Genomic DNA, 23,508 nt, shown 5'->3' on the forward strand with positions numbered 1-23,508 from the left:
GGGTGGTTGCGTCATCTCACTGCCCCGGCATCAGATGAGAGAGGTCCTGCGGATGTTTGTCCATCGGACGCAGACGTTCCAGGCGGAACAGCCTGTCCAGATCCAATTGCTTGCGCAGCCGCTCAGGCGCCATGTCCATGCCGAAGCTGCCATCCATGGCGGCCGGATAATCGAAATGCATGCGCGACCAAGCGCCATTCGCGTAGCGCCAACTGCCGATCTTGTCCGCGTCGCCATAGGCCTGGAATGGATCGAGGGCGTAGCCTGACATGAGCACGCCAATTTTTCCCAGCCAGGCGGCATGCTCCATGGAATTTACTCCGCTCAATAACGCACGCCCTTCCGACCGCAAAACACGCGATGCATTGACATAAAAGCGCTCATCGAGCATGGCCTGCCAGACTTTCTCCGCACCTGCGACATCATGGGCATCAAGATAAGGAGACAGAGGAACATGCGCGGTCCACGCCTCTGAATCCAAAAGAAACTCTTTGAAAATTACAGCGTGATATTTCGCCACATCTTCCACCGAAAGCGGTGCGATTTTCCCCAGCGCCATCGAATTTGGCCGATATTTTTCACGATATCCAAGATCAGCCCGCATCAGCTCGATGCCAAACTGATTCCAGTCGCGCTCGCTCATCACTCTCCCAAGCTGATCTGCCCGCATCTGCGCATAACCGTTGGCAATGGCGCCGCTGATGGTGTCATTGCGCACGACACCCAGCGCCAGCCGCGCATAACGGTCGCCGCCGGCGGCCAGATAGTTCCAGTAGGCTTCACGGTTGCCCTGGGCCGCGTAGAAGCGCAGGATTTCCATATCGCGCGCGGCCTTGTTTGCGTTTGCCGCCACGCCTTTGACGGCAGCGGCCGGCGCGGTGAGCGCCAGCATGGCAGGCGCCGTCTCGATCGCCGCCGTTCGCGCCTGCAAGGACGGATGCCTGGCCAGCGCCAGTTCATTGCGCGCCAACCACATGGCGACCTTGGGGCCGAGCCGCGCATTGTGCATGGCGGCGCCGAGTATGGCTTGCCGCCGCATGCTGCCGCGGCGTAAACCGAGGCTCAGGCTGCGCAGCATGGCGGTGACGGCGAGCGCATGGCCATGGGCGAAATCGGCGGCAACCATGCTGGCATGCGGCGCTGGGCGATGCAAGTCAGACACAACAAAACCGGTATGCGCCGGATCAGCCCCCCATAATTTGCCTAAGCCCATACGGTAGGTGCTGCCGGCGTCGCGCAGGCCGGCAACCATGGACTTGCCCATGGCGCCCGCGTTGAACACCTGCGCCAGCAAGGCTTCCAGCGCCGCCTGCGATGCCAGCGTCGCCATGCCCAGGCACAAGGCGACATCATGGCAAATTTCGCTCAGCTGTGGCCATATGGTGGCAATATCGACCTGCGAAAACTGCAGGCGCAAACGCCTGAGCGCTGGATCTTTGGCGTAATCGAGCGCCTGCAGCACGCGACGCGAACGGTTCTCAGCACGAATCAGGACAGCGGTATCATGCCTTGCGTGTAACAGATGGCGCCGCAGGTCACGCTCGGCTTGCTGATCGAGCGCCACCAGCATGGCATGCAGGCGCGCGCGGTCGCAGGGAAGTATCGTCATGGCATGCCCGATGGGAAGATTCCCACAGCATGCCGCGCTGGGCTGTGCCGACGTTGAGCAGGCTCAGCGATTGCTCTTATTTTCTTGCTTGCAGCATCTGCATTCGTGTCTCAACGCTGCAATCACCCTCTTACCACATCAAATCATCGGGAATCTGGAACGCCGCATACGGATCGTCCTCATCCACTTCCGTGCTGGCCTGTTTCACGCGCACGACGATGGCCGGGTCGCGTTCGGCGATCTTGTCGGCGATGATGCGCGGCACCAGTTCCACGGCGCCGCCCAGGCAGATGATCACCAGGCGGCCCGCCACCAGGTGGGCCTGCACGGCGGCCGTCACGTAGATGCGCTCGATCTTGTTGTTGAACGTGAAGTTATACGGCACGTCGCCGTTGTTGCCCTTGCTCTGGCGGTTTTTTTGCACCATTTGCGCGATCTGCGCCACGATGGCCTTCTGGTTGGCAGCCGCGTCGCGCTGGGCGTTCAGTTCGCGCGCGCGTTCCGCGTTCTTGCGCTGCGTCTCAAGCGCGGCCAGGCGCACTTCGTCGACACTTTGCGTACCGCTCTTGCGCTCGTCCTTTTTCTGCTTGCTCTTGTCCTGGTTGGCCAGTTTGACCTTCTTCTTGTCGACCAGGCCGGCCTTTAAAAACTGCTCTTGCAACGAGACCATAACTACTCCGTATTGAGGGTGCGCCGGCCAAGGCAGCGGCATCGACCGGTGGAAAGACGCTAGCATAGCAAAAAACAGGGGCGCTGCCGCCGCAACATGGTTGCCCGGGCAAGCCGGCAGGCGCCTTGTGCCTGTCAGTAACAAAAAGACACACTCGAGTGGAAATTTTGTTGATAAATGTCATATAGTTAGTTACGTTCTGCATACCGGCATTACCTGCCGCTTGCACGTCCCCTTCCACCGACTGCGTCTAAAGGATTTACCATGAAACAATTCATCGCCCTCTGCATCGCCGCCGCGTTTGCCAGCACCGCCTTTGCCGCCGCTCCGGAAGCGGCGCCCGTCGCCAAGACGGCGCAACAGTCAAAAATGACGACCTGCAATGCGGATGCCGCCGGCAAGAAAGGCGATGAGCGCAAGACCTTCATGAAGGAATGCCTGAGCGCCAAGCCCGCGCCGGCCATGACGCAGCAAAACAAGATGAAAGCATGCAATGTCGACGCCAAGGACATGAAGGGCGACGCCCGCAAGGCTTTCATGAAGGAATGCCTGAGCGCACCGAAGAAATAAGCGCCTCGCCGCTTGCCCCCACAACGCCAGCATCATGCTGGCGTTTTTTTATTGCGCCGCGTACGCCTGCATCAGGCGGTCGAGGAAAACAAACAGCTGGCCGTTCATGGCTTGCCAGTCGTGGGAGCGCAGGGTGGCTGGCTGTTGCACGAAGCGGTGCGACGCCAGCGTGGCCAGCTCTGCTGCTGACGCGGCGATCAGCAGCTCGACCACCTCCGGCGTGAACTCCATATGGCACTGGAAGCCGTACACCAGATTGCCGTATTCGATGATCTGGCGCGGGCAGCCCTGGCTATAGGCGATGACCTTCGCGCTATCGGTCAGGCCCGGCATGTCGCTGTGCCAATGCCCGCTTTCCAGAACATCGCCGACATGCTTGAACTTGTCGTTCTCCCGCCCTGCCTCCGTCAGCACGATGGGAAACTTGCCGATCTCCTTTTCAGGGCTGTGCGCATGGGGCGCTCCCAGGGCCGCGCCGATCAGCTGCGCGCCCAGGCAAACGCCGACCACGGCCTTGCCCGCCGCGACGCATGCGGCTATCAGGGCCTGTTCGGCTGCCGCGTCGAAATGCGGGCATTCCTCGCGCGTCGTCGACGGCGACTGCGGTCCGCCCATGACGACCAGCAGGTCGATGTCCGCGATGGAGCCGGGCAGCGGTTCATGGGCATGGACGCGGGAATACGTAGCCTGGTGGCCGCGCTCGCGCACCCATGTCTCATAGGCGCCCGGCGCCTCGAACGCTTCATGCACGATGAAATGGACTTTCATGATGTTCCCTTTCTGTGGCGAGGAATTAAAAAACTATGGCTGGCCCAGCACCTGGGCCAGCACCGCGGCGAACGCCTGCGCGCCAGCTTCATCGATGGTCGACACGGTGATCCGCAATCCCTGCGTCAACACCTGCACGCCGAAGGCTTCGCCGCCGCGCACCAGCCAGCCATGCCGGGCCAGCGCCAGCACGGCCGCCTGGCTGCTGTCCGGCAGCGGCAGCCACAGATTCAGGCCATCGGTGGGACTGGCGCAGACCAGGCCGTGCGCCGCCAGCGCCGCCGCCACCATGTCGCGGCGGCGCGCATAGTCGGCGCGGGCCAGGACCACTTGCGCGGACACCTCGGGCGACGACAGGCAGGAACTCACGGCATCCTGCAAGAGATGGCTGACCCAGTTCGTGCCGGGCGCCAGGCGCAGGCGCAGGCGCTGTGCCGTCTGCCCGTCGCTGGCGACAACGGCCAGGCGCAGGTCGGGGCCGAAGATCTTCGACACGGAACGGATCAGCGCCCAGTGCCGGGCCGCAGGGGGAATCACGTCCTGGTAGCCGGCCGTGGACAACAGCGAGAAATGGTCGTCGACGATGACCAGCACGTGCGGGTAGGCGGCCAGCACGGCGCGCAGCTGGGCCGCGCGCGCCGCGCTCAGGCTGCAGCCGGTCGGATTGTGCGCACGCGGCGTCACGATGACGGCTTGCGCGCCTTGCGTCAGCGCCCGTTCCAGCGCCCCGGCCTGCATGCCCTCGGCATCGACCGCCACGCCAACGGCGTGCAGCCCGGCGCTGCGCAAGGTGTTGATGCTGCTGATGAAACACGGGTCTTCCACGGCCACTTTGTCGCCCGCGACCAGATACGCCCCCAAGAGGCGCTCGACCGCATCGACCGCACCATTCGTCAGGGTGATGTCGTGCCCCTCGAGGCAATCGCCGGCCATCCAGCGCCGCGCCAGCACTTCCAGCTGCGGGTCCACGGTAGCCTCGCCATACAGGCGCGGGCGGTAGGGCTTGCGCGCCAGGGCCGCGCCGACATCGGGCAGCCAGGCAAGGTTCGGGTTGCCGCCACCCAGGTCGGCCAATGGCGAGCCGGGCAGCAAGCCTTCCTGCTCGCCCGGATCGCGCTGCGCGCGGATGGCCGTGCCCAGGCGCCCTTGCGTGACCGCGAGCCCGGCCGTCACCAGGCGCTGGTACGCCAGCGACACGGTATTGCGGTTGACGCCCAAGGCGGCGGCCAGCTCGCGCACGGTGGGCAGCTCCTGGCCCGGCGCCAATTCTCCCGCCTGCGTCAGCGCGCGGATGCTGTCGAACAGTTCCGCCGCGGTTTTCCCTGTGATTTTTACGATAGTCTCAGACATGATATATTTTGGCATAGGACAATCATACATCACTGCGGCGGCTCCTGCCGCTAATAGCGCGAAGACAAGGCTGACACATGCACAACGACATCCCCTTGCTCACTCCCACCATGCATGAGCGGCATGGGCGTTGGCCGCAAGCCGTGTCGGTGGACGACTTCCGCCGCAACCTGGCGGCGGTGCATGCGCGCATGGCGGCCGCGTGCCAGCGGGTCGGGCGCGACCCGGCCGGCGTGCGCCTGCTGCCCGTCAGCAAGACCAAGCCCGAGGCGAGCCTGCGCCTGGCGTACGCCGCCGGTTGCCGCATGCTGGGAGAAAACAAGCCGCAGGAAGCGGGCCGCAAATGGGAAGCGATGGCGGATCTGGCCGACCTGCAATGGTCGGTGATCGGCCATTTGCAGACAAACAAGGCCAAGCTGGTGGCGCGTTTTGCCAGCGAATTCCAGGCCCTCGACAGCCTGCGCGTGGCCGAGGCGCTGGAACGGCGCCTGCAAGCGGAAGGGCGCGGACTCGATGTGTTCGTGCAAGTGAACACCTCGGGTGAAGCCAGCAAGTACGGCTTGCCGCCGGACGAGGTGGCCGCTTTCCTGCGCCAGCTGCCCGCCTTCCCGGCGCTGCGCGTGCGCGGCCTCATGACATTGGCGCTGTTGTCGGCGGAAGCCGTGCGCGTGCGCCGCTGCTTCGTGCTGCTGCGCGAACTGCGCGACCGGCTGCGCCAGGACGTCCCTGATGGCATCGGCCTCGACGAACTGTCGATGGGCATGTCCGGCGATTATGAAATCGCCATTGAGGAAGGCGCCACCGTCGTGCGCGTCGGCCAGGCCATCTTCGGCGCGCGGGACACGCCCGATAGCCACTACTGGCCGGCGGCGGAAGGTGGTCGCGCCGTCAATCATGCCGAATGATCAAGATGACATGCTGAACGATACCGCGTAATATTTTTACCATACTGCTCAGCTTGGCAGCAGAGCTCACTGGTGAAAGGACGGCAGCGTGGCCGCGTCAAACGATCTCGCGCACTGGCGCGGACAGATTTTTGCGCGCCTGCTGCAGGCGGTGCTGCTGCTGGGCATCGTCACTGCCATTCCCAGCGCCCTGCTGGCCGCGCGCGAAGCTATCTGGTCCATAGTCATCCTCGACGTGCTCGCCATCGGCTGGATCGGCCTCATCTGGCATTGGCGCGCCATGCCCTACCGCTGGCGCGTGTGGCAATTTCTCATCATCGCCTATCTGGTGGGCGTGGGCCTGCTGCTGAAAATCGGCCCCGTCAGCCAGATCTACATGATGCTCATGCCCGTGCTGGCGGCCCTGCTGCTGGGGATGCGGCCCGCCTTGTCGACCCTGGCCCTGACGTCGCTGACCATCTTTGTCCTCGGCCTGCATCCCGACGTCGCCCTGCACGTGCAGGGCGTGCCCGACTCCCCCGTGCTGCGCGCGCTGATCGTGGCCCTGAACTTCCTGTTCATCGCCGCCGTGCTGACCCTGTCCTGCGCCTTCCTGCTGCGCCACCTGGAACGCAGCAGCCAGGCCCTGTCGCAGCTGAACGCCGACCTGCGCTTGACGGCCACGGCGCTGGCCCGCCTGAACGACATGGTCATGATCGCCGAAGTGAGCGATGCCCCCACCGGCGCGGCACCGGCCACGCGCATCATCTTCGTCAACGACGCCTTCGAGCGCAGCAGCGGCTATGCGCGCGCCGAGGTGCTGGGCCGCAGCCTGCTGTTCCAGCAAGGCGACGCCACCGATACGGACGAACTGGCGCGCATCGCCGCCGCCATGGCCCAGGCCCAGCCGGCCAGGGCGGAATTGCTGAATTACAACAAGGCCGGCAAGGCGTACTGGGTCGAGGCGGAACTGGTGCCGTTCACGGATGCGGACGGCAGGCAGACGCACTGGGTGGCCGTCGAGCGCGAAATCGACGAGCGCAAGAAATCGGAAGCGGACATCCACCGCCTGGCCTTCTACGACGTGCTGACGGGCCTGCCCAACCGGCGCCTGCTGATGGACCGCATCGCTCACCTGCTGGCCGCCGCACCGCGCGACCAGTCCATCAGCGCGCTGATGTTCATCGACCTCGACCACTTCAAACACATCAACGACGCGCGCGGCCACGCCACCGGCGACGCGCTGCTGCGCCTGGCGGGCGAACGGCTGGCGCAGCTGATGCGCAAGGCCGACACGGTGGCGCGCATCGGCGGCGACGAATTCGTCGTGCTGCTGGCGCACCTGGCCGATGACCTGGACAGCGCCGCCCGCGCGGCCGCCCAGGTGGCCGAGAAAATCCGCGCCGCCATCGCGCGCGACTTCGATATCGACGGGCAGTCCTATCATTGCAGCGCCAGCATCGGCGTGACCCTGCTGCCGAAAGCGGGCCAGCAGGCGCACGACCTGCTGCGCGAAGCGGACATCGCCATGTACCGCGCCAAAGCGGAAGGACGCAACGGCATCGCCTTCTTTGAAGCGGCCATGCAGGCGGGCGTGGAGCGCCGTCTGACCCTGGAACGGGCGCTGGCGCGCGCCCTCGATGCCAGTCAATTATGCATGCACGTACAGCCGCAGGTCGACCGTCACGGCCGTGTGACGGGCGCCGAACTGCTGATGCGCTGGCCGCAGGCGGACGGCACGCACATCGCGCCAGGCGTGTTCATTCCCATCGCCGAGGAATCGGGACTGATCATCAAGCTCGGGCACTGGGCCCTGCGCGAGGCGTGCCGTGCGGCGACCATGCTGGCGCGGGCCGGGCAGCCCGTCGCCCTGTCGGTGAATGTCAGTCCGGCCCAGTTTCGCCAGCCCGATTTCGCCGCCCGCGTGCAGGCCGCGCTGGCCGAACACGGCACGCCGGCCGGTGCCCTGATCCTAGAACTGACGGAGGGTTTGCTGATCGACCAGCGCGACGCCTCGCTGGCGCGCATGCGCGAGCTGGCGGCCCTGGGTATCCGCTTTTCCATCGACGATTTCGGCACCGGCTATTCCAGCCTCGCCTACCTGACCTCGATGCCGCTGTATGAACTCAAAATCGACAAGCGCTTCATCGACGACACACCGCGCGATGCGCGCGACACGGCCATCGTGCAAGCGATCCTGGCCATGGCGCGCCACCTGGGCTTGCGCGTGGTGGCTGAAGGCGTGGAAACGCAGGAGCAGGCCGACTTCCTGCTCGCCCACGATTGCGATGGCTTGCAAGGCTACCTGTATGCGCGGCCCATGCCGCTAGCCGACTTTCTCGGCTGGCTCGCTCACAATCAAGCTTAGCTTTACGACATTTCCTGCACGAAACTCCTCCGCTAGAATACCGGCCTCATAGCCTGTACCTTCACCATCCCCTTTGATTAAAGCGATCCCCGATGCGTCTGGTTCTTCCCCTGCTGCCGCTCCTGCTGCTCTCTTTGCTGCCCGCCGCCCATGCGGCCCCCACCACCGCCGCCCCCACGCCGATCACGCTGGACCAGGCCATGGCCGATCCCGACTGGATCGGCACGCCCGTCGAAGCGGCATGGTGGGGCTGGAATGGCCAGCTCTACTACAAGCAAAAACGCCTCGGCTCGCCCCTGCGCGACACGTATCAATTGCCAGGCGCGAACGCGAAACTCAATAGCGGCAAGCAGGTCGACGATGCGCAGCTGGCCAACCTCGATGGCCAGCAGATGGTCATCAACCGGGCCGGCACGCGCGCCATCCTGCTGCGCAACGGCGACTTGTTCGAGCGCGACCTGAAAAACGGCGCCTTGATCCAGATCACGCGCGGCGTGACGGCCATCAGCGATCCGCAATATTCCAGCGACGGCGGCGCCGTGCAATACCGCAGCGGCAGCGACTGGTTCAGCTGGAGCCGCGCGGAGCGCCTGAGCGCTCCCGTCGCCCTGCTGCGCGCGGCCAAGGACCCGGACGCCAAGCCGGAAGCGGACGCCCTGCGCGAATTGCAGTTGCGCCTGATCGTCAACCTGGCGCGCCAGAAGGAAGACCGCGACGCGAGCCGCGAACGCCGCCATGAAGAGCGCCGCCTGGACGCCACGCGCGCGCCGGAACCGATCTACCTGGGAGAAAAAGTCACCATTTCCGGCAGCGCCCTGTCGCCGGATGGCCGCTGGCTGCTGTTCGTCACGCAAGACAAGGCCGCCGAAAAGGGCAAGCTGGGCAAACTGGCCCGCTACGTGACGGAAACGGGCTACCCGGAAGCGGACGACGAGCGCACGCGCGTGGGCCGCAACATGCCGATTGCGCAAAGCCTGAAGCTGGCCGACCTGCGCACGGGCCATGTGCGCGAGATCGCCTTTGACAACCTGCCCGGTATCGCCACCGACCCGCTGGCAGCCTTGCGCGCCGAACAGAAACTGCCGCCGTTGAAAGGCAACCGTGCCGTGCGCATCGACGCCCAGCGCGACGGCATCGCCTGGACCGATGACGGCAGCAAGGCCGCCGTGCGCATCCGCGCCATCGACAACAAGGACGGCTGGCTCGCCAACGTCGACCTGGCCAACGGCGCCCTCGTGCCCGTGCACCGCATCAGCGATACGGCCTGGGTCAACCGCCGCGCCGAGGAATTCGGCTGGCTGCCCGACAACGCCACCCTGTGGTATCTGTCCGAGGAAAGCGGCTACGCCCACCTGTACGCGAAAACGGGCGCGGCCCCGGCGCGCGCGCTGACCAGCGGCCAGTGGGAAGTGAGCTCCGTCGAATGGAGCCGCGACGGCAAGAACGCGTATTTTATGTGCAACCGGCAGGCGCCTGGCACGTATGAAGTGTGCGCCAGCACGGCGAAAGAGGGCGGCGCGCGCGAAGTCACGAATTTGAAAGGCGTGGAAAACTTCGGCCTGTCACCCGACAACGGCAAGCTGCTGCTGCGCTATTCCACCAGCTATATGCCGGCCCAGTTGGCCACCGTTTCGGTCTCTGGCGGCAAGGCGAATATCCTCACGGATACGCGCAGCGACGCCTTCAAGGCGCGCATTTGGGTCATGCCGGAACTGGTGCAAGTGCCGTCCACGCATGGCGCGGCGCCGATCTGGGCCAAGCTGTACCGGCCGGCACAGCTGGAAGCGGGCAAGCGCTACCCGATCGTCATGTTCGCGCACGGCGCCGGCTACCTGCAGAATGTCACCGAGCGCTATCCCGTGTATTTCCGCGAACAGATGTTCCACAACCTGCTGGTCGAGCAGGGTTACATTGTGCTCGACGTCGACTACCGCGCCTCGCTCGGCTACGGCAGCGCCTGGCGCACGGCCATCTACCGCCAGATGGGCCACCCGGAACTGGAAGATTTTATCGACGGCGCCAACTGGCTGGCGCAGCAGCACCAGGGCGACATCCGGAACGTGGGCATCTATGGCGGCAGCTATGGTGGCTTCATGAGCCTGATGGCCCTGATGCGTGCACCGGACATCTTCAAATCGGGCGCCGCGCTGCGTCCCGTGACGGACTGGACCACCTACAACCACGAATACACGGCCAACATCCTGAACACGCCGGACGTCGACCCGCAAGCGTATAAAATTTCGTCACCGATCGAATACGCGGACAAACTGACGGGCAACCTCCTGATCGCCCATGGCATGATCGACGACAACGTGTTTTACCAGGACTCCGTGCGTCTGTCGCAACGCTTGATCGAGCTGAAAAAGGATAACTGGGAAATGGCCAGCTACCCGATGGAGCGCCACGGTTTCGTGCAGCCGGAAGCGTGGTATGACGAGTACCGCCGGATTTACCAGTTGTTCCAGCGGACGTTGAAGTAAGCGATATCAGCAAAAAATGTCGGATTACGCGGCGTGCCGCTAATCCGACCTACCCGCTCCGGCGTAGGTCGGATTAGCCCGCAAGGGCGTAATCCGACACCACACTCACTCAGTCAAACGGCACGGGCCGCGGCGTCGTGTCCGACGATGGCGGCAGGATCGGCAGCACGATGTGCGGCTGCTTGCCCGTCAGGGTTTTCAGAAAGGCCACCAGTTTCGCGTTTTCGTCGGGCGTAAAGGTGCGGCCCAGCTGCAAGCGGCCCATCACATCGACGGCTTGCGTCAGGGTTGCCGCTTCGCCATCGTGGAAGTACGGGTAGGTCAATTCCACGTTGCGCAGGGTCGGTACCTTGAAGTTGAAACGGTCGACATCCTTGCCCGTCACGGCCGAGCGCCCTTCTGCCGTCATCGCCGTCTTGTACGGCTCGACGACGCCCATCTTCTGGAAAGTGTTGCCGCCCACGGCGGGGCCGTTATGACAGGCGATGCAGCCGCTCGATTTGAACAGCTGGTAGCCGGCCAGCTCGTCTTTCGTCAGCGCGCTTTTCTTGCCCGACAGCCATTGATCGAAGCGCGAACCGGGTGTCACCAACACCTCTTCAAAGGCGGCGATGGCGCGCGTGACTTGCTCGATGGTCAGTTTATCCTGGCCAAACACTTGCCGGAACTCCGCGCGGTAGGCGGGAATCGAGGCCAGCACGTCGATGGCCAACTCGTGCGTAAAAGCCATCTCGCCGGGATTGGCGATGGGGCCGCCCGCCTGCTCCTGCAAATCCTTGGCGCGGCCATCCCAGAATTGCGCCACGTTCATGCTGGAATTGAGCACCGTGGGCGAATTGATGGGCCCGCGCTGCCAGTTGTGGCCGATCGAGGTCTTGATATTGTCCGTGCCGCCCATGCTCAGGTTGTGGCAGCTGTTGCAGGAAATGAAGCCCGAGCGCGACAGGCGCGGATCGAAAAACAGTTTCTTGCCCAGCTCGACCATGGCTGGATTGGCCACTTTGGCGGCAGTAATCGGCTGGATCGGTTCCTTTTCCGCAGCATGCAGGATGCCGCCAAAGGCCAGGCTGGTGATGAAGAGGAAGGGTGAAAGGGTGCGGCGCATAGTCTAACTCCTGGAAACATTCCCGAATCGGCGGCGTGCGCCGGCGCGGGAATGCAGCGCACCGGCCCGGTTGCCACCCGTACATCGCTGGTTGGATGTTGATTTATATTAACTTTGACGGGTTGACAATGGAAATGACCGGGATCAAGGTTCTGGCCAAGTACGAATCGCGCTTGCCATTTACGCAAGCCTGGCACATGATAAGGACATGCAAACGCCAACCTACCCTACCCTGTTGCCCCTGCTGCGCGCCGCCTGCGCCAGCTTCCTGCTGCTGGCCGCCAGCGCCTGCGGCAGCGCCCCCACGCAAGACGATGCACCGCCCGCCCCCGGCAATGCCGGCTTGCTGGCGCAAATCCAGGCGGAAGTGGGCGCCGCCGCCTGCGATTCCACCCAGCAATGCCAGACCATCGCCATCGGCGCCAAGGCTTGCGGCGGCCCCGAGCGCTACCTGGCCTGGTCCAGCAAAAGCAATGACGGCAAGAAACTCAAGGCACTGGCCCAGGCGCAAGCCGAAGCGAGCCGCAAGCAGCAGCAGGCGGACGGCATGATGTCCACCTGCTCCATCGTCACGGACCCGGGCGCCACCTGCGAGGCAGGGCGCTGCGTGCTGCAAAAGAGCGGCCTGGGCGGCAGCGCCGCCATGTAATCGAGTTCAACTGCAACACGTCAGGGCTGCAGCTGCAAGGTCTTGACGATCTTGCTTTCCACTTTCTCACCCGCGCCCGACATGGCATTCTTGCTCTCCTTACGCAGCAACAATAAATGGTCGCCGCTGACGCCATATTGGCGCGTCTCGTCCGTCTTTTGCGTAAAGCTGATGACGACAAAGGCGCGCCCGCTCACATCCACGTGGAAATGACTGGCCAGCGGCGCGCCGTCCGCGGCGATCCACACATCGAGGCCGCCGTCGAACTTCTTCACATACTTGCGGTCTTTCTCAGGCACTTTGTCGAGCGACAAGGTAAAGCTGAGCAGCCGCGCCGGCTTGCCCTTGTAGCTATCCATTTTTTCGCCGCTGAACACGGCCTCCTCGATCTCGCGCGACAAGGCATCCGCCGCCGACACCATGGAACGCAGTTCCGTCGCCTTCATTTCCCCCAGCGCAAAGCCGATCGGCGTCTTGACCTTCGGATCCTTTACCCTGGCGCGCTGCTCGGCCTCCACTTTCGCCAGCAAGTCCTTTCCGTAGAGCACCTGCAAGCCCGCCGGCCCGCCCTCGACAGTGACCGTGGCCTGGCCGCTATCCTCTTCTGCCGCCTTGCCCTCGCCCTCGCGGCGCCAGGATTTCGATTCGACCTGCGCCTTGATCGGCATCTGGCCCTGCAAGCGCGCCAGCGCCGCATTCAGCTCGGCCAGCCCGTCGGCCCGCGCCGTACCGCACAACAAACTGAACAAGCCCGCCACCGCCAAGCCCTGCACTCCAATACGTCGCTGCATCGCCACATCCCTTCAGGTCATACAAGGATGTCAAAACACCATGTTTTGGCCATCTGTTGCATTTGAACACAGCCAGCTCTGGTCAGGTGGAAAGTCTTTCTGCTATAATTCGCCGCCTTGGCCTGGTAGCTCAGTCGGTAGAGCAGAGGATTGAAAATCCTTGTGTCGGTGGTTCGATTCCGCCCCGGGCCACCAAGAATTCAGCAGTACATAGCAAAAAGCCAACCTTTGGGTTGGCTTTTTTGTTTGCTGAATTGTTCGCGTCCAGCCTGTCGCCAGTCACGCTGCAACCGCGCAGCGCTGCGCGCCGCTTGAAAAAATCCATCCCTCACTCCCTTCAGCTGCATCGCCTTCAATTTCAAGGCATGAACTATTGCTTAAAGATATATAATTTCCCTTAACAGACTGACTCCGGCAAGAGCTTGGCCGTTTGAGCGTGACGCCACATGGCATCACTTTAAAAATTGAAAATGGATAGATTCGATGAAGACTTTGGCAATTATGCTTGGTTCGTGCATGCTCGTTGCATGCGGCGGCGGCGGTAGCGGCGCCTCACCGGCCCCTGCTAGCCCGGCAGAGTTAACCGTCAACGGCACTGCCGCAACGGGGAAAGCAATTGCTGGCGCCATGATTACTGCCAAATGCCAGACGGGCACAGGCAACACCACGACGCTGGCCGACGGCAGCTACAGCCTTGCCGCCGCCGGTGGCCAACTGCCGTGCCTGCTCCAGATCACCGATCCGGCTGATGGCTCCAAATTGCACACGCTCGTACTGGGAAGCGGCAACGCCGCCACTGCCAATATCACGCCACTGACCGAAATGCTGACGGCGCGGGTATTGGGGAACGAACCCGCGGTCTTTTTTGCCGCTTTTGACTCCGCTATTGCCGACAGCAAGATCAATAGCACTGCGGTGAAAGCAGCGCAGGCTGACGTGGCTGCGGTACTGAGCGGTGTCGTCGACACGACCCCGCTCGCTGATTTCCTTTCCACGCCATTGAAAGCGGCGACGCAAGGCAACCCGGCCGGCGGCGATGCGCAGGACAGGCTTCTCGATGCGCTCAGAATAAAAATCAATGCCGCCCAGCTTACCCAGGTCGTGACCGCGCTGGCCAAGATCAGCAATCCAGACACCATCAAGCAAATCATCGCCGATATTGCCGCAGTCCCCCCTGTCGCCCAGGCCGGACCGGTACAAAGCGTGGTGACGGGCACTGTCGTTACTCTCGATGGCAGCGCCAGCTCGGCAGATGCCGGCCGTACACTCAGCTATGCGTGGACCCTGCAATCCAAACCGGCAGGCAGCACGGCAAGCTTGGCGTCGCCGACCTCCGCCAGACCCACTTTTACGGCGGATGTGGCTGGCACCTATGTTGCCAGCGTCATCGTCAACGACGGCAAGGTCAGCAGCAACGCCGCGGCAGTCAGCATTACGGCCAGTGTAGCCAATGCGGCGCCGGTTGCGAACGCAGGCTACGCGCAGAATGTCTTGTCCGGCAGCCTGGTCGAACTCGATGGCAGCGCCAGCTCGGATGCCAATGGCGATGTCTTGACGTTTGCCTGGATGCTGACGGAAAAACCGGCGAACAGTACGGCCACCTTGTCCTCTGTCAGCGCGGCCAGGACCACCTTTACCGCCGATGCCTCCGGCTTGTATGTCGCCAAACTCATCGTCAACGATGGCAAAGCGAACAGTGCGGATGCAACGGTCACGGTCAGCGCCAGCACCGTCGACACGTCGGGACCCTCCGTGTCAGCCATCACCGTCACCCCCGCCACCGTCGACGTCTCGCAGGCAAGCCAACGCGTGACGGCCACGGTGACCGTGACAGATGCCACCGGCATCAATCTCAACGCCCTGCCCCACCCCTATTGGCACAGCATCGCCGATATCGGCGGCACCCGCATCGACAGCAAATGGGTGCTGGCCTCCGGCGACGCGAAGCATGCCACCTTCAGTTCCACGGTGACGATCCCCGCCGGCGCCAAAGCGGGCGCATGGCTGGTTGGTGCGACATCGTTCCGTGACGTATTGGGCTATACGAGTACGAATGGCGGCTACAGCCAGAGTTTCACCGTGCAAAACGATGGAGACAACGACACGTCGGGCCCCGTCGTGTCAGCCATCACCGTCAATCCCAGCACCGTTGACGTCTCGCAGGCGAGCCAACGCGTGACGGCCACGGTGACCGTGACAGACGACACCGGAATCAATCTCAAAGATCTGCCCTCCCCCTATTGGCACAGCATCGCCGATATCGGCGGCACCCGCATCAATAGCAAATGGGTACTGGCCTCCGGCGACGCGAAGCATGCCACTTTCAGTTCGACGGTGACGATCCCAGCCGGTGCCAAAGCGGGCGCATGGCTGGTTGGTGCGACATCGTTCAGTGACGTATTGGGCTATACGAGTACGAATGGCGGCTACAGCCAGAGTTTCACCGTGCAAAACGATGGACTCAGCGACACGGCGGGCCCCGCCGTGTCAGCCATCACCGTCACCCCCAGCATCGTTGATGCCTCCCAGGCAAGCCAACTGGTGACGGCCACGGTGACCGTGACAGATGCCACCGGGGTCAATCTCAACGCCCTGCCCGGCACCTCCTGGTACAACCTCGCCGATATCGGCGGCACCCGCATCGACAGCACATGGGTGCTGGCATCCGGCGATGCGAAGCATGCCACCTTCAGTTCGACGGTCAGGATCCCCGCAGGCGCCAAAGCGGGCGCATGGCTAATCAGCTCGCTGGCTTTCGGTGATGTATTGGGCTATACGAGTACGAATGGCGGCTACAACCAGAGTTTCACCGTCAAATAAGCGGGGCAGGCAGCGCCCGCCGTAGTACCAGTCGTTATCGGCCCTGCCGGTGCGACACTGGCGCCAAAGGCAAGGCGGGCGACACGGTGATTGTCGTGCCACAACGCTAATACGCCCCACGCCAGACACCACAACGCCAACCCCTGCGGTTGGCGTTGTGCGTATGCGCTGTACCGCACAGTAACATTCGCCATCTCGGCCTATCCTGTTGTCATATAACAGGGAGATATCGCATGCTGACGATCATACTGGTGGTGGCCCTGCTGGGCCTGGTTGCACTGTTCGCGCCCGGCCCCGTGCGCCGCGCCCTGCTTGCTCCGCACTTGCTGGCCTTGTTCAAGCGCATCTTGCCGACGATGTCCGACACGGAACGCGACGCGCTCGAAGCGGGCACCACGTGGTGGGATGCCGAGCTGTTTTCCGGCAGGCCCGACTGGTCCAAGCTGCTGGGCTATGGACGCGCTGCGCTCACGACCGAGGAGCGCCACTTTCTCGAGCATGACGTCGAGCGGCTGTGTGAACTGGTCAACGACTGGGAAACGCAGCAGGCGCAGGATTTACCGCCGCAAGCCTGGGAATACATGAAAAGCCAGGGTTTCCTCGGCATGATCATCCCGAAACAATACGGCGGCAAGCAGTTCTCCGCCTACATGCATTCCCAAGTGGTGATGAAGCTGTCGAGCCGCTGCTCGGCGCTGGCCGTGACCGTGATGGTGCCCAATTCGCTGGGGCCGGCCGAACTGTTGTTGCACTACGGTACCGAGGCGCAAAAAGATTATTACCTGCCGCGCTTGGCCGCCGGCACGGAGATTCCCTGCTTTGCCCTGACCAGCCCGTACGCGGGTTCCGACGCGGCCGCCATTCCCGACCTGGGCGTCGTGTGCATGGGCATGCATGAGGGCCGCGCCACCCTGGGTTTCCACCTCACGTGGAACAAGCGCTACATCACCCTGGCCCCCGTGGCGACCTTGCTGGGCCTGGCATTCCAGACCAGCGATCCCGACCATCTGCTCTCCGACAACGATGCGCCCGGCATCACCTGCGCGCTGATCCCCGCCAGCCACGACGGCGTGGTGATCGGCCGCCGCCACCATCCCTTGAACGCCGCGTTCCAGAACGGCCCCACGTCCGGCCAAGATGTGTTCATCCCCATCGACTGGGTCATCGGCGGCCAGGCGCAAGTGGGGAAAGGATGGCGCATGCTGATGGAATGCCTGGCGGCCGGGCGCGCAATATCTCTGCCCTCGTCCAGCGTGGGCATGGGCAAGATGGCCGTGCGCGGCACCGGCGCGTATGCGGCCGTGCGGCGCCAGTTCAACATGCCGATCGGCAAGTTCGAAGGGGTGCAGGAAGCGCTGGCCCGCATGGGCGCCAACCTGTACCTGATGGATGCGGCGCGCACCCTGGCCGCGCACGCCGTCGACCTGGGCGAGAAGCCGGCCGTCATTTCCGCCATCGTCAAATATCACGTCACGGAACGGGGACGCGCGCTCGTCAATGACGGCATGGACATTCTCGGCGGCAAGGGCATCTGCGTGGGACCGAACAATTTCCTCGCCAGTGCCTACCAGCAAATCCCCATCGCCATCACGGTCGAAGGCGCCAACATCCTCACGCGCAGCCTGATCATCTTTGGCCAGGGCGCCATCCGCGCCCATCCATATGTGCTCAGGGAAATGGCCGCCGTCAGCGAAAGCGACGGCCGCAAGGCCCTGCGCGATTTCGATGCAGCCTTCTTTGGCCACGTGGGCTTTGTGCTGGGCAACCTGGCCAGGGGATTGTGGTACGGACTGGGCGGCGCGCGCCTGGCGGCCGCGCCCGACGCCGGCGCGCCCGCACTGGCGCCCTATTACCGCGCGTTGACGCGGCTGTCGACGGCGTTTGCCGTCATGACGGATATGTCGATGTTCGTGCTTGGCGGCGAACTCAAGCGCCGCGAACGGCTGTCCGCCCGGCTGGGCGACGTGCTGGCGCAACTGTACCTGGCCTCGTCCGTGCTGAAACGCTACGAGGATGATGGCCGGCCCGAGCCCGATCTGCCCTATGTGCACTGGTCGCTGCAAGATACGCTGGTCAAGGCGCAGCAGGGCTTGACGGGCGTGCTCGACAATTTCCCGGCGCGCGTGCTGGCCATGCTGCTGCGCACCCTGCTGTTCCCGTTTGGCCTGCCCCATCGCCCACCGTCCGACGAACTGGGCAGTGAAGTGGCGCTGGCCCTGCAAACGCCGGGCGCCGACCGCGAGCGCCTGCTGGCCGACGGCCATGTGGCCAGCGACGCGGCAGATCCCGTGGCCTGCGCCGAGCGGGCGCTGGCCCTGCTGCCCGACATCCTGCACATCGAGAAACGCTTGAAGGACACGCCCGAAGGCGCGGCCCTGCGGCACCTGCCGCAAAGCCTGTCCGCCATGCAGCAGTGGCTGGCGACGGCCAAGGCGGCAGGCTCGGTCAGCTGCCAGGAGCACAATACCTTGCTGGAAGTTGCGCGTTTGGTCGACGGCTTGATACAGGTCGACGATTTTGCGCCCGCCGCGGCGCAGGAAACGCCGGCCTCCTATCCGCGCGACGATGCAGGCGTGGTGGACGCCAGCGACAAGCCCAGCACGAGGGGCACCAGTGCCGCGTACACGACGATCACGGACAGCCAGACGGCGCCGGGCCAGTACGCCCTGACGCCAAAATAGATGCTGGAAAACACCAGCGGACACAGCACGGACGCCAGGCTCACGGCCGAGGCCAGCACGCCCTGGAACTGGCCTTGCCGGTCCTCGGCCACTTGCCGCGTGGCCAGCGACTGCAAGGCCGGCGCGCCAATGCCGCCCAGGGCAAACACGGGCATGATGGCGAAGATCATCCAGCTGCGCGTGGCAAAGGCCATGACGATCAATGCCACGCAGGCGCAAGCGACGCCCGCGAGGATGGTGGCGCGCTCGCCCAGCAGTTTCACGGCCGGGCCCGGCAGAAACGCCTGGGCCAGCGCCTGGCATACGCCAAAGGCGCCCAGCGACAGGCCGATCCACAGCCCGTTCCACGCGAACGCATCGTGCCCCCACAGGGCCCAGCACACGCCATACACTTCGCCGGCCGCGCTGAAGGTAAAGAAGATGACAGTGATCGGCAGCAAGCTTTTCTCCGAGAAAATCCAGCGCAAAGGGCGCAGGGGATTCAATGCCGCCAGGTCGATTTTCCCACCCGTGGACCGACGTGATTCGGGCAAGGTCAACAACGCCAGCAGCAGGTTAACCGTATTCAAGAGGGCTGCCGCCATGAACGGCAGGCGCAGCCCGTAATCACCGAGCGCACCGCCCAGCACGGGGCCAATGATGAAGCCCGCGCCAAACATGGCATTCAACAGGCCAAAACGGCGCGCCCGCTGGTTCTCGGCCGAAATATCGGTGATGTAGGCTGTCGCCACGGAAACGTTGGCGCTCGTCAGCCCTGCGATGGCGCGCCCCAGCAGCAGCATCCACAGGCTGGGCGCGAAGGCGAGGAACAGGTAGTTGACGGCCGCGCCCGCCAAGGAGAGCAGCAGCACGGGGCGCCGGCCCAGGCGGTCGCTCAGCGCCCCCAGCACGGGCGCAAAGATGAACTGCATCAACGCATACAGGGCCGTCATGATGCCGATATACGGCGCCACGTTATCGGCATGCGTGACGTCGCGCAGCAGTGCCGGCAGGATGGGGAAGATCAGGCCGATGCCGACGGCGTCCAGCATGACAGTGGCAAAAACGACAGGCAACGCTGCCACAGGAACGGATACTCTCATATACTCAATCCAAATATGTACTCAGTATATAAATAGTACGCTCAGCCTTGCTGCGCCATCAAGCGTTATCTGTACTCAGTACACTTCGTGTATGATCGAGGCAACATGACGATACCTGCCGACCTCCGCTCCCGCAAACGCCTTGCCACCCGCCAAGCCATCTCGAATGCCGCCACGCGGTTGTTCTTCGTGCGCGGTTTCGAGCAAGTGACGGTGGACGAAATCGCGGCGGCCGCCAATGTGGGACGCATGACCGTGTTCAACCACTTTCCGCGCAAGGAAGACATGTTCTTCGACCGCGAGGAAGAGGGACGCGAACTGTTGCGCGCCGCCTTGCGCCAGCGCGATCCCGCCATCGCGCCCATCGAAACCCTGCGCCTGCTGGCGCACCGGCTGGTACGGGAAGACAGTCCCTACGTCACGTTTTCCGCAGCCGGCCAGGGTTTCATTGCCACCATCGAGGCCAGCGATACCTTGAAAGCGCGGGCGCGCGCCATCCGCGACGAACTGGCGCAAGTGGTGGCGCAAGCGCTGACCGAATCCACGGCCCGCGATGCAAACGATCCCCTCGCCCACCTGGCAGCCAGCCTGCTGCTGGCCACCTGGAGCACCGCCCTCATCGAAGCCCACCGGCATTTCCGCCAGCATGGAGATACGCAGCTGGCCAAGGCCAGCTTTCTCGCCCTGGTGGATCAGGGGCACACTGGCTTGAACGCCGCCATGGCGGGTACGCCTTACGCCTGAACACCTTGGCATCGGATATGAATCCCTTGACCCAAGGCAAGGCAATCTGACGCCGGCCCGCCTACAATCGCCGGCTTTGCCCATCCCCCATGCGCCACGCTCCCGAACTCCTCCTGCCTGCCGGCTCCCTGGCCAAGATGCACGCCGCCTTCGACTTTGGCGCCGACGCCGTCTACGCGGGCCAGCCGCGCTACAGCTTGCGCGTGCGCAATAACGACTTTTCGACTTTGCAAGCCTTGCAGGAGGGCATTGATGGCGCGCATGCACGTGGCAAGCAATTCTTTGTCGCCAGCAATATCTTCGCCCACAACGCCAAGCTGAAAACGTATTTGCGCGACATGGAACCGGTGATCGCCATGCGCCCCGACGCGCTGATCATGGCCGATCCCGGCCTGATCATGATGGTGCGCGACAAGTGGCCGGAGATTCCCGTGCACCTGTCCGTGCAGGCGAACGCCGTCAACTGGGCCGACGTGAAGTTCTGGCACCGCATGGGCTTGACGCGCGTGATTTTGTCGCGCGAGCTGTCGCTCGACGAAATCGAGGAAATCCGCCAGCGCTGCCCGGAAATGGAACTGGAAGTATTCGTCCACGGCGCCCTGTGCATCGCCTATTCGGGCCGCTGCCTGCTGTCGGGCTATTTCAACCATCGCGATCCGAACCAGGGCACGTGCACGAATTCCTGCCGCTGGGATTACAAGGTGAAAAATGCCACCGAAGACGCCAGCGGCGATCTGGGGGGCATGCAGGTGGTGCCGCTGGAATTTCACCAGGCGCTGGCCGAGGCCGACAATAACGCGTTTTCCGCCCTGCATCAGCAGCCGCGCCACCCGCTGGCCGATCAGCCATACTTCATCGAAGAAGCCCAGCGTCCGGGCCAGCTGATGCCGATACTCGAAGACGAGCACGGCACCTACATCATGAATTCGAAGGACTTGCGCGCCGTCGAACACATCGAACGCCTGGTGAAAATCGGTGTCGATTCGCTGAAAGTCGAGGGCCGCACCAAGTCGCTGTACTACGCGGCGCGCACGGCGCAAGTCTACCGCCAGGCCATCGATGACGCCGTGGCGGGCAAGCCCTTCGACATTGGCCTGCTGGGCCAGCTGCAAGGCCTGGCCAACCGCGGCTACACGGATGGTTTTTACCAGCGCCATCATACCCAGACGCACCAGAACTACATGCGTGGCGCATCCGAGGCCGACCGCAGCCAGTACGTGGGCGACGTGCTGGGCGTGACGGACGGCTGGGCGCGGGTGGACGTGAAAAACCGCTTTGCCGTGGGCGACCGCATCGAGGCCGTGCATCCGGGCGGCAACCGCGATTTCACCATTACCCGCATGCTCAGCGACGACGGCAGCGATATCCAGGTGGCGCCCGGCAGCGGCCACTTCGTGCGCATCGAACTCGACGGTGCTCTCGACAAGGCCTTGCTGGCGCGCTATTTGTAACCGCCAGTCTGCTGCGCCAGGTGGCGCAGCAGTTTCCAAGTGTTTGATTTGACAAGAAAAATCCCTGCTGGTACTACCTAAATAATTTGTTTAGGCTTCAACATTGCTATACGATACGGCCACCCGCGCCCGGGGGCCTGATCGGCATCCCGTGCGTCCCTGACACGTTCACCGGAATCCCCGATGCCACCTGCCACACCTGCCCTGATCACCAATGACGCCGTCGTCCTCGGCCTGCTCGCCATGACCCTGGGGGCCGTCTTCTGGAGCGCCTCCCGCCCCGACGGCTTCTGGAAAAAGTTCTACACGTACATTCCTTCCCTGCTGATGTGCTATCTGATCCCGGCACTGCTCAACACCTTCGGCGTCATCGATGGCAACTCTTCCGGCCTGTACGCCGTGGCGCGCGATTACCTGCTGCCCAGCGCGCTGGTGCTGCTGTGCGTGGCCATCGATTTCGGCGGCATCATTCGCCTCGGCCCCAAGGCCATCATCATGTTTTTGACGGGCACGCTGGGCGTCATGCTGGGCGCCCTCGTCTCGTTCGAGGCGCTGCGTTTGATCCACCCGGAAACAGTGGCGGGCGATACGTGGCGCGGCATGACGACCGTCGCCGGCTCGTGGATAGGCGGCGGCGCCAACCAGGCGGCCATGAAGGAAGTGTTTGAAGTGGACGCCACGCTGTTTGGCCAGTTCGTCGCCGTCGACGTGCTGGTGGCCAACGTCTGGACGGCCGTGCTGTTGTTCCTGGCCGGCCGCGCGGGCGCCTTCGACCGCTGGACGGGTGCCGATTTGTCCGCCATCAATGCGCTCAAGGACAGCATCGAAAGCTACCGCGCCCAGCACGCGCGCGTGGCCAATCTGACCGACATCATGATCATCCTCGGCGTGGGCCTGGGCGTGACGGGCCTGTCGCACTTCCTGGCCGGCCCCATCATCAGCTGGATCAACACCCTGCCCGCCGCCTGGCGCTTGCAGGACTACAGCCTGACATCGAACTTCTTCTGGATCGTCGTGCTGGCCACCACCTTCGGCCTGCTGCTGAGCTTTACCAAAGCGCGCAGCCTGGAAGGCGCGGGCGCCTCGACCATCGGCTCGGCCATGCTGTACGTGCTGGTGGCCACCATCGGCATGCACATGGACCTCGGCGCCCTGCTCGACAAGCCATTTTTGTTCCTGCTGGGCCTGATCTGGATCGCCGTGCATGGCGGCCTGATGCTGCTCGTCGCCAAGCTGATCCGCGCACCGCTGTTCTTCATGGCCGTCGGCTCGCAGGCGAACATCGGCGGCGCCGCTTCCGCCCCCGTCATCGCCAGCGCCTTCCACCCGGCCCTGGCCCCCGTCGGCGTGCTGCTGGCCGTGCTCGGCTACGCGCTGGGCACCTACGGCGCCTACATCACGGGGCTGATTCTGCGCAGCATGGCGGGGTGACGCTCCTGGCAGCACAGTGACGACAACGCCAGCCTGCGGGCTGGCGTTGTCGTTT

Annotated in this window: 16 protein-coding genes, 1 tRNA gene and 1 pseudogene; 11 read left to right on the forward strand and 7 right to left on the reverse strand. The window is 63.8% G+C overall.

The window, feature by feature from the left end:
- Window positions 1–16: 16 nt before the first annotated feature.
- Window positions 17–1,609, reverse strand: coding sequence for a DUF6861 domain-containing protein (locus ACPJXG_RS25210; RefSeq protein ID WP_425252651.1), 1,593 nt, complete (start codon window positions 1,607–1,609; stop codon window positions 17–19).
- 130 nt (window positions 1,610–1,739) lie between these two features.
- Window positions 1,740–2,279, reverse strand: coding sequence for a DUF2058 domain-containing protein (locus ACPJXG_RS25215; protein ID WP_034784389.1), 540 nt, complete (start codon window positions 2,277–2,279; stop codon window positions 1,740–1,742).
- Between the two features lie 264 nt (window positions 2,280–2,543).
- On the opposite strand from ACPJXG_RS25215, the gene ACPJXG_RS25220 reads away from it, so the two are divergent.
- Window positions 2,544–2,849, forward strand: a complete 306-nt coding sequence (locus ACPJXG_RS25220) for a PsiF family protein (protein WP_035824403.1) — start codon at window positions 2,544–2,546, stop codon at window positions 2,847–2,849.
- 48 nt (window positions 2,850–2,897) lie between these two features.
- Here the strand turns inward: ACPJXG_RS25220 and ACPJXG_RS25225 are convergent, their stop codons facing one another.
- Together ACPJXG_RS25225 and ptsJ are read right to left on the reverse strand one after the other, a co-directional pair.
- Window positions 2,898–3,617 carry a glutamine amidotransferase-related protein gene (locus ACPJXG_RS25225; RefSeq protein WP_425252652.1) on the reverse strand — a complete coding sequence of 240 codons (720 nt, stop codon included), beginning with the start codon at window positions 3,615–3,617 and terminating at the stop codon, window positions 2,898–2,900.
- 33 nt (window positions 3,618–3,650) lie between these two features.
- Window positions 3,651–4,967, reverse strand: coding sequence for a transcriptional regulator PtsJ (ptsJ, locus tag ACPJXG_RS25230; RefSeq protein ID WP_425252653.1), 1,317 nt, complete (start codon window positions 4,965–4,967; stop codon window positions 3,651–3,653).
- Between the two features lie 77 nt (window positions 4,968–5,044).
- Between ptsJ and ACPJXG_RS25235 the strand changes: the two genes are divergently transcribed.
- From ACPJXG_RS25235 to ACPJXG_RS25245, 3 genes are all read left to right on the forward strand, one after another.
- Complete coding sequence (locus ACPJXG_RS25235) at window positions 5,045–5,872, forward strand: YggS family pyridoxal phosphate-dependent enzyme (protein ID WP_425252654.1); 828 nt, start codon at window positions 5,045–5,047, stop codon at window positions 5,870–5,872.
- A gap of 88 nt (window positions 5,873–5,960) precedes the next feature.
- A complete protein-coding gene (locus ACPJXG_RS25240) occupies window positions 5,961–8,219 on the forward strand; it encodes a putative bifunctional diguanylate cyclase/phosphodiesterase (RefSeq protein ID WP_425252655.1) in 2,259 nt (752 codons plus the stop codon).
- Between the two features lie 92 nt (window positions 8,220–8,311).
- Entirely contained in the window at window positions 8,312–10,699 is a 2,388-nt protein-coding gene (locus tag ACPJXG_RS25245; RefSeq protein WP_425252656.1) for a prolyl oligopeptidase family serine peptidase, read from the forward strand.
- A gap of 109 nt (window positions 10,700–10,808) precedes the next feature.
- Here ACPJXG_RS25245 and ACPJXG_RS25250 read toward each other — a convergent pair whose 3' ends face one another.
- Window positions 10,809–11,804 carry a cytochrome-c peroxidase gene (locus ACPJXG_RS25250; protein WP_035824391.1) on the reverse strand — a complete coding sequence of 332 codons (996 nt, stop codon included), beginning with the start codon at window positions 11,802–11,804 and terminating at the stop codon, window positions 10,809–10,811.
- A gap of 208 nt (window positions 11,805–12,012) precedes the next feature.
- Between ACPJXG_RS25250 and ACPJXG_RS25255 the strand changes: the two genes are divergently transcribed.
- Complete coding sequence (locus ACPJXG_RS25255) at window positions 12,013–12,453, forward strand: hypothetical protein (RefSeq protein WP_051959357.1); 441 nt, start codon at window positions 12,013–12,015, stop codon at window positions 12,451–12,453.
- Window positions 12,454–12,473: 20 nt separating this feature from the next.
- Here ACPJXG_RS25255 and ACPJXG_RS25260 read toward each other — a convergent pair whose 3' ends face one another.
- Window positions 12,474–13,244 (reverse strand): hypothetical protein, encoded by a 771-nt coding sequence (locus ACPJXG_RS25260; RefSeq protein ID WP_235211789.1) that lies wholly within the window; start codon window positions 13,242–13,244, stop codon window positions 12,474–12,476.
- A gap of 119 nt (window positions 13,245–13,363) precedes the next feature.
- Here ACPJXG_RS25260 and ACPJXG_RS25265 point away from each other — a divergent pair.
- From ACPJXG_RS25265 to ACPJXG_RS25275, 3 genes and pseudogenes are all read left to right on the forward strand, one after another.
- Window positions 13,364–13,439: transfer RNA gene (locus tag ACPJXG_RS25265), tRNA-Phe, on the forward strand.
- Between the two features lie 288 nt (window positions 13,440–13,727).
- Window positions 13,728–16,064, forward strand: a complete 2,337-nt coding sequence (locus ACPJXG_RS25270; RefSeq protein ID WP_425252657.1) for a PKD domain-containing protein — start codon at window positions 13,728–13,730, stop codon at window positions 16,062–16,064.
- 233 nt (window positions 16,065–16,297) lie between these two features.
- Window positions 16,298–18,586 (forward strand): annotated as a pseudogene (locus tag ACPJXG_RS25275) (acyl-CoA dehydrogenase); the annotation flags it as partial.
- A 29-nt stretch (window positions 18,587–18,615) separates the two neighbouring features.
- On the opposite strand, the gene ACPJXG_RS25280 reads toward ACPJXG_RS25275, so the two are convergent.
- Window positions 18,616–19,827: a TCR/Tet family MFS transporter gene (locus ACPJXG_RS25280; protein ID WP_425252658.1), complete on the reverse strand. Its 1,212-nt coding sequence runs from the start codon at window positions 19,825–19,827 to the stop codon at window positions 18,616–18,618.
- Window positions 19,828–19,932: 105 nt separating this feature from the next.
- Here ACPJXG_RS25280 and ACPJXG_RS25285 point away from each other — a divergent pair, with 105 nt between their 5' ends.
- From ACPJXG_RS25285 to ACPJXG_RS25295, 3 genes are all read left to right on the forward strand, one after another.
- Window positions 19,933–20,571: a TetR/AcrR family transcriptional regulator gene (locus ACPJXG_RS25285; protein WP_425252659.1), complete on the forward strand. Its 639-nt coding sequence runs from the start codon at window positions 19,933–19,935 to the stop codon at window positions 20,569–20,571.
- An 89-nt stretch (window positions 20,572–20,660) separates the two neighbouring features.
- Complete coding sequence (gene yegQ, locus ACPJXG_RS25290; RefSeq protein WP_425252660.1) at window positions 20,661–22,022, forward strand: tRNA 5-hydroxyuridine modification protein YegQ; 1,362 nt, start codon at window positions 20,661–20,663, stop codon at window positions 22,020–22,022.
- A 183-nt stretch (window positions 22,023–22,205) separates the two neighbouring features.
- Complete coding sequence (locus ACPJXG_RS25295; protein ID WP_425252661.1) at window positions 22,206–23,453, forward strand: DUF819 domain-containing protein; 1,248 nt, start codon at window positions 22,206–22,208, stop codon at window positions 23,451–23,453.
- Window positions 23,454–23,508: the final 55 nt, after the last annotated feature.

Source organism: Janthinobacterium sp. NFX145, assembly GCF_049810325.1.
GTDB classification, from domain to species: domain Bacteria; phylum Pseudomonadota; class Gammaproteobacteria; order Burkholderiales; family Burkholderiaceae_D; genus Janthinobacterium; species Janthinobacterium rivuli.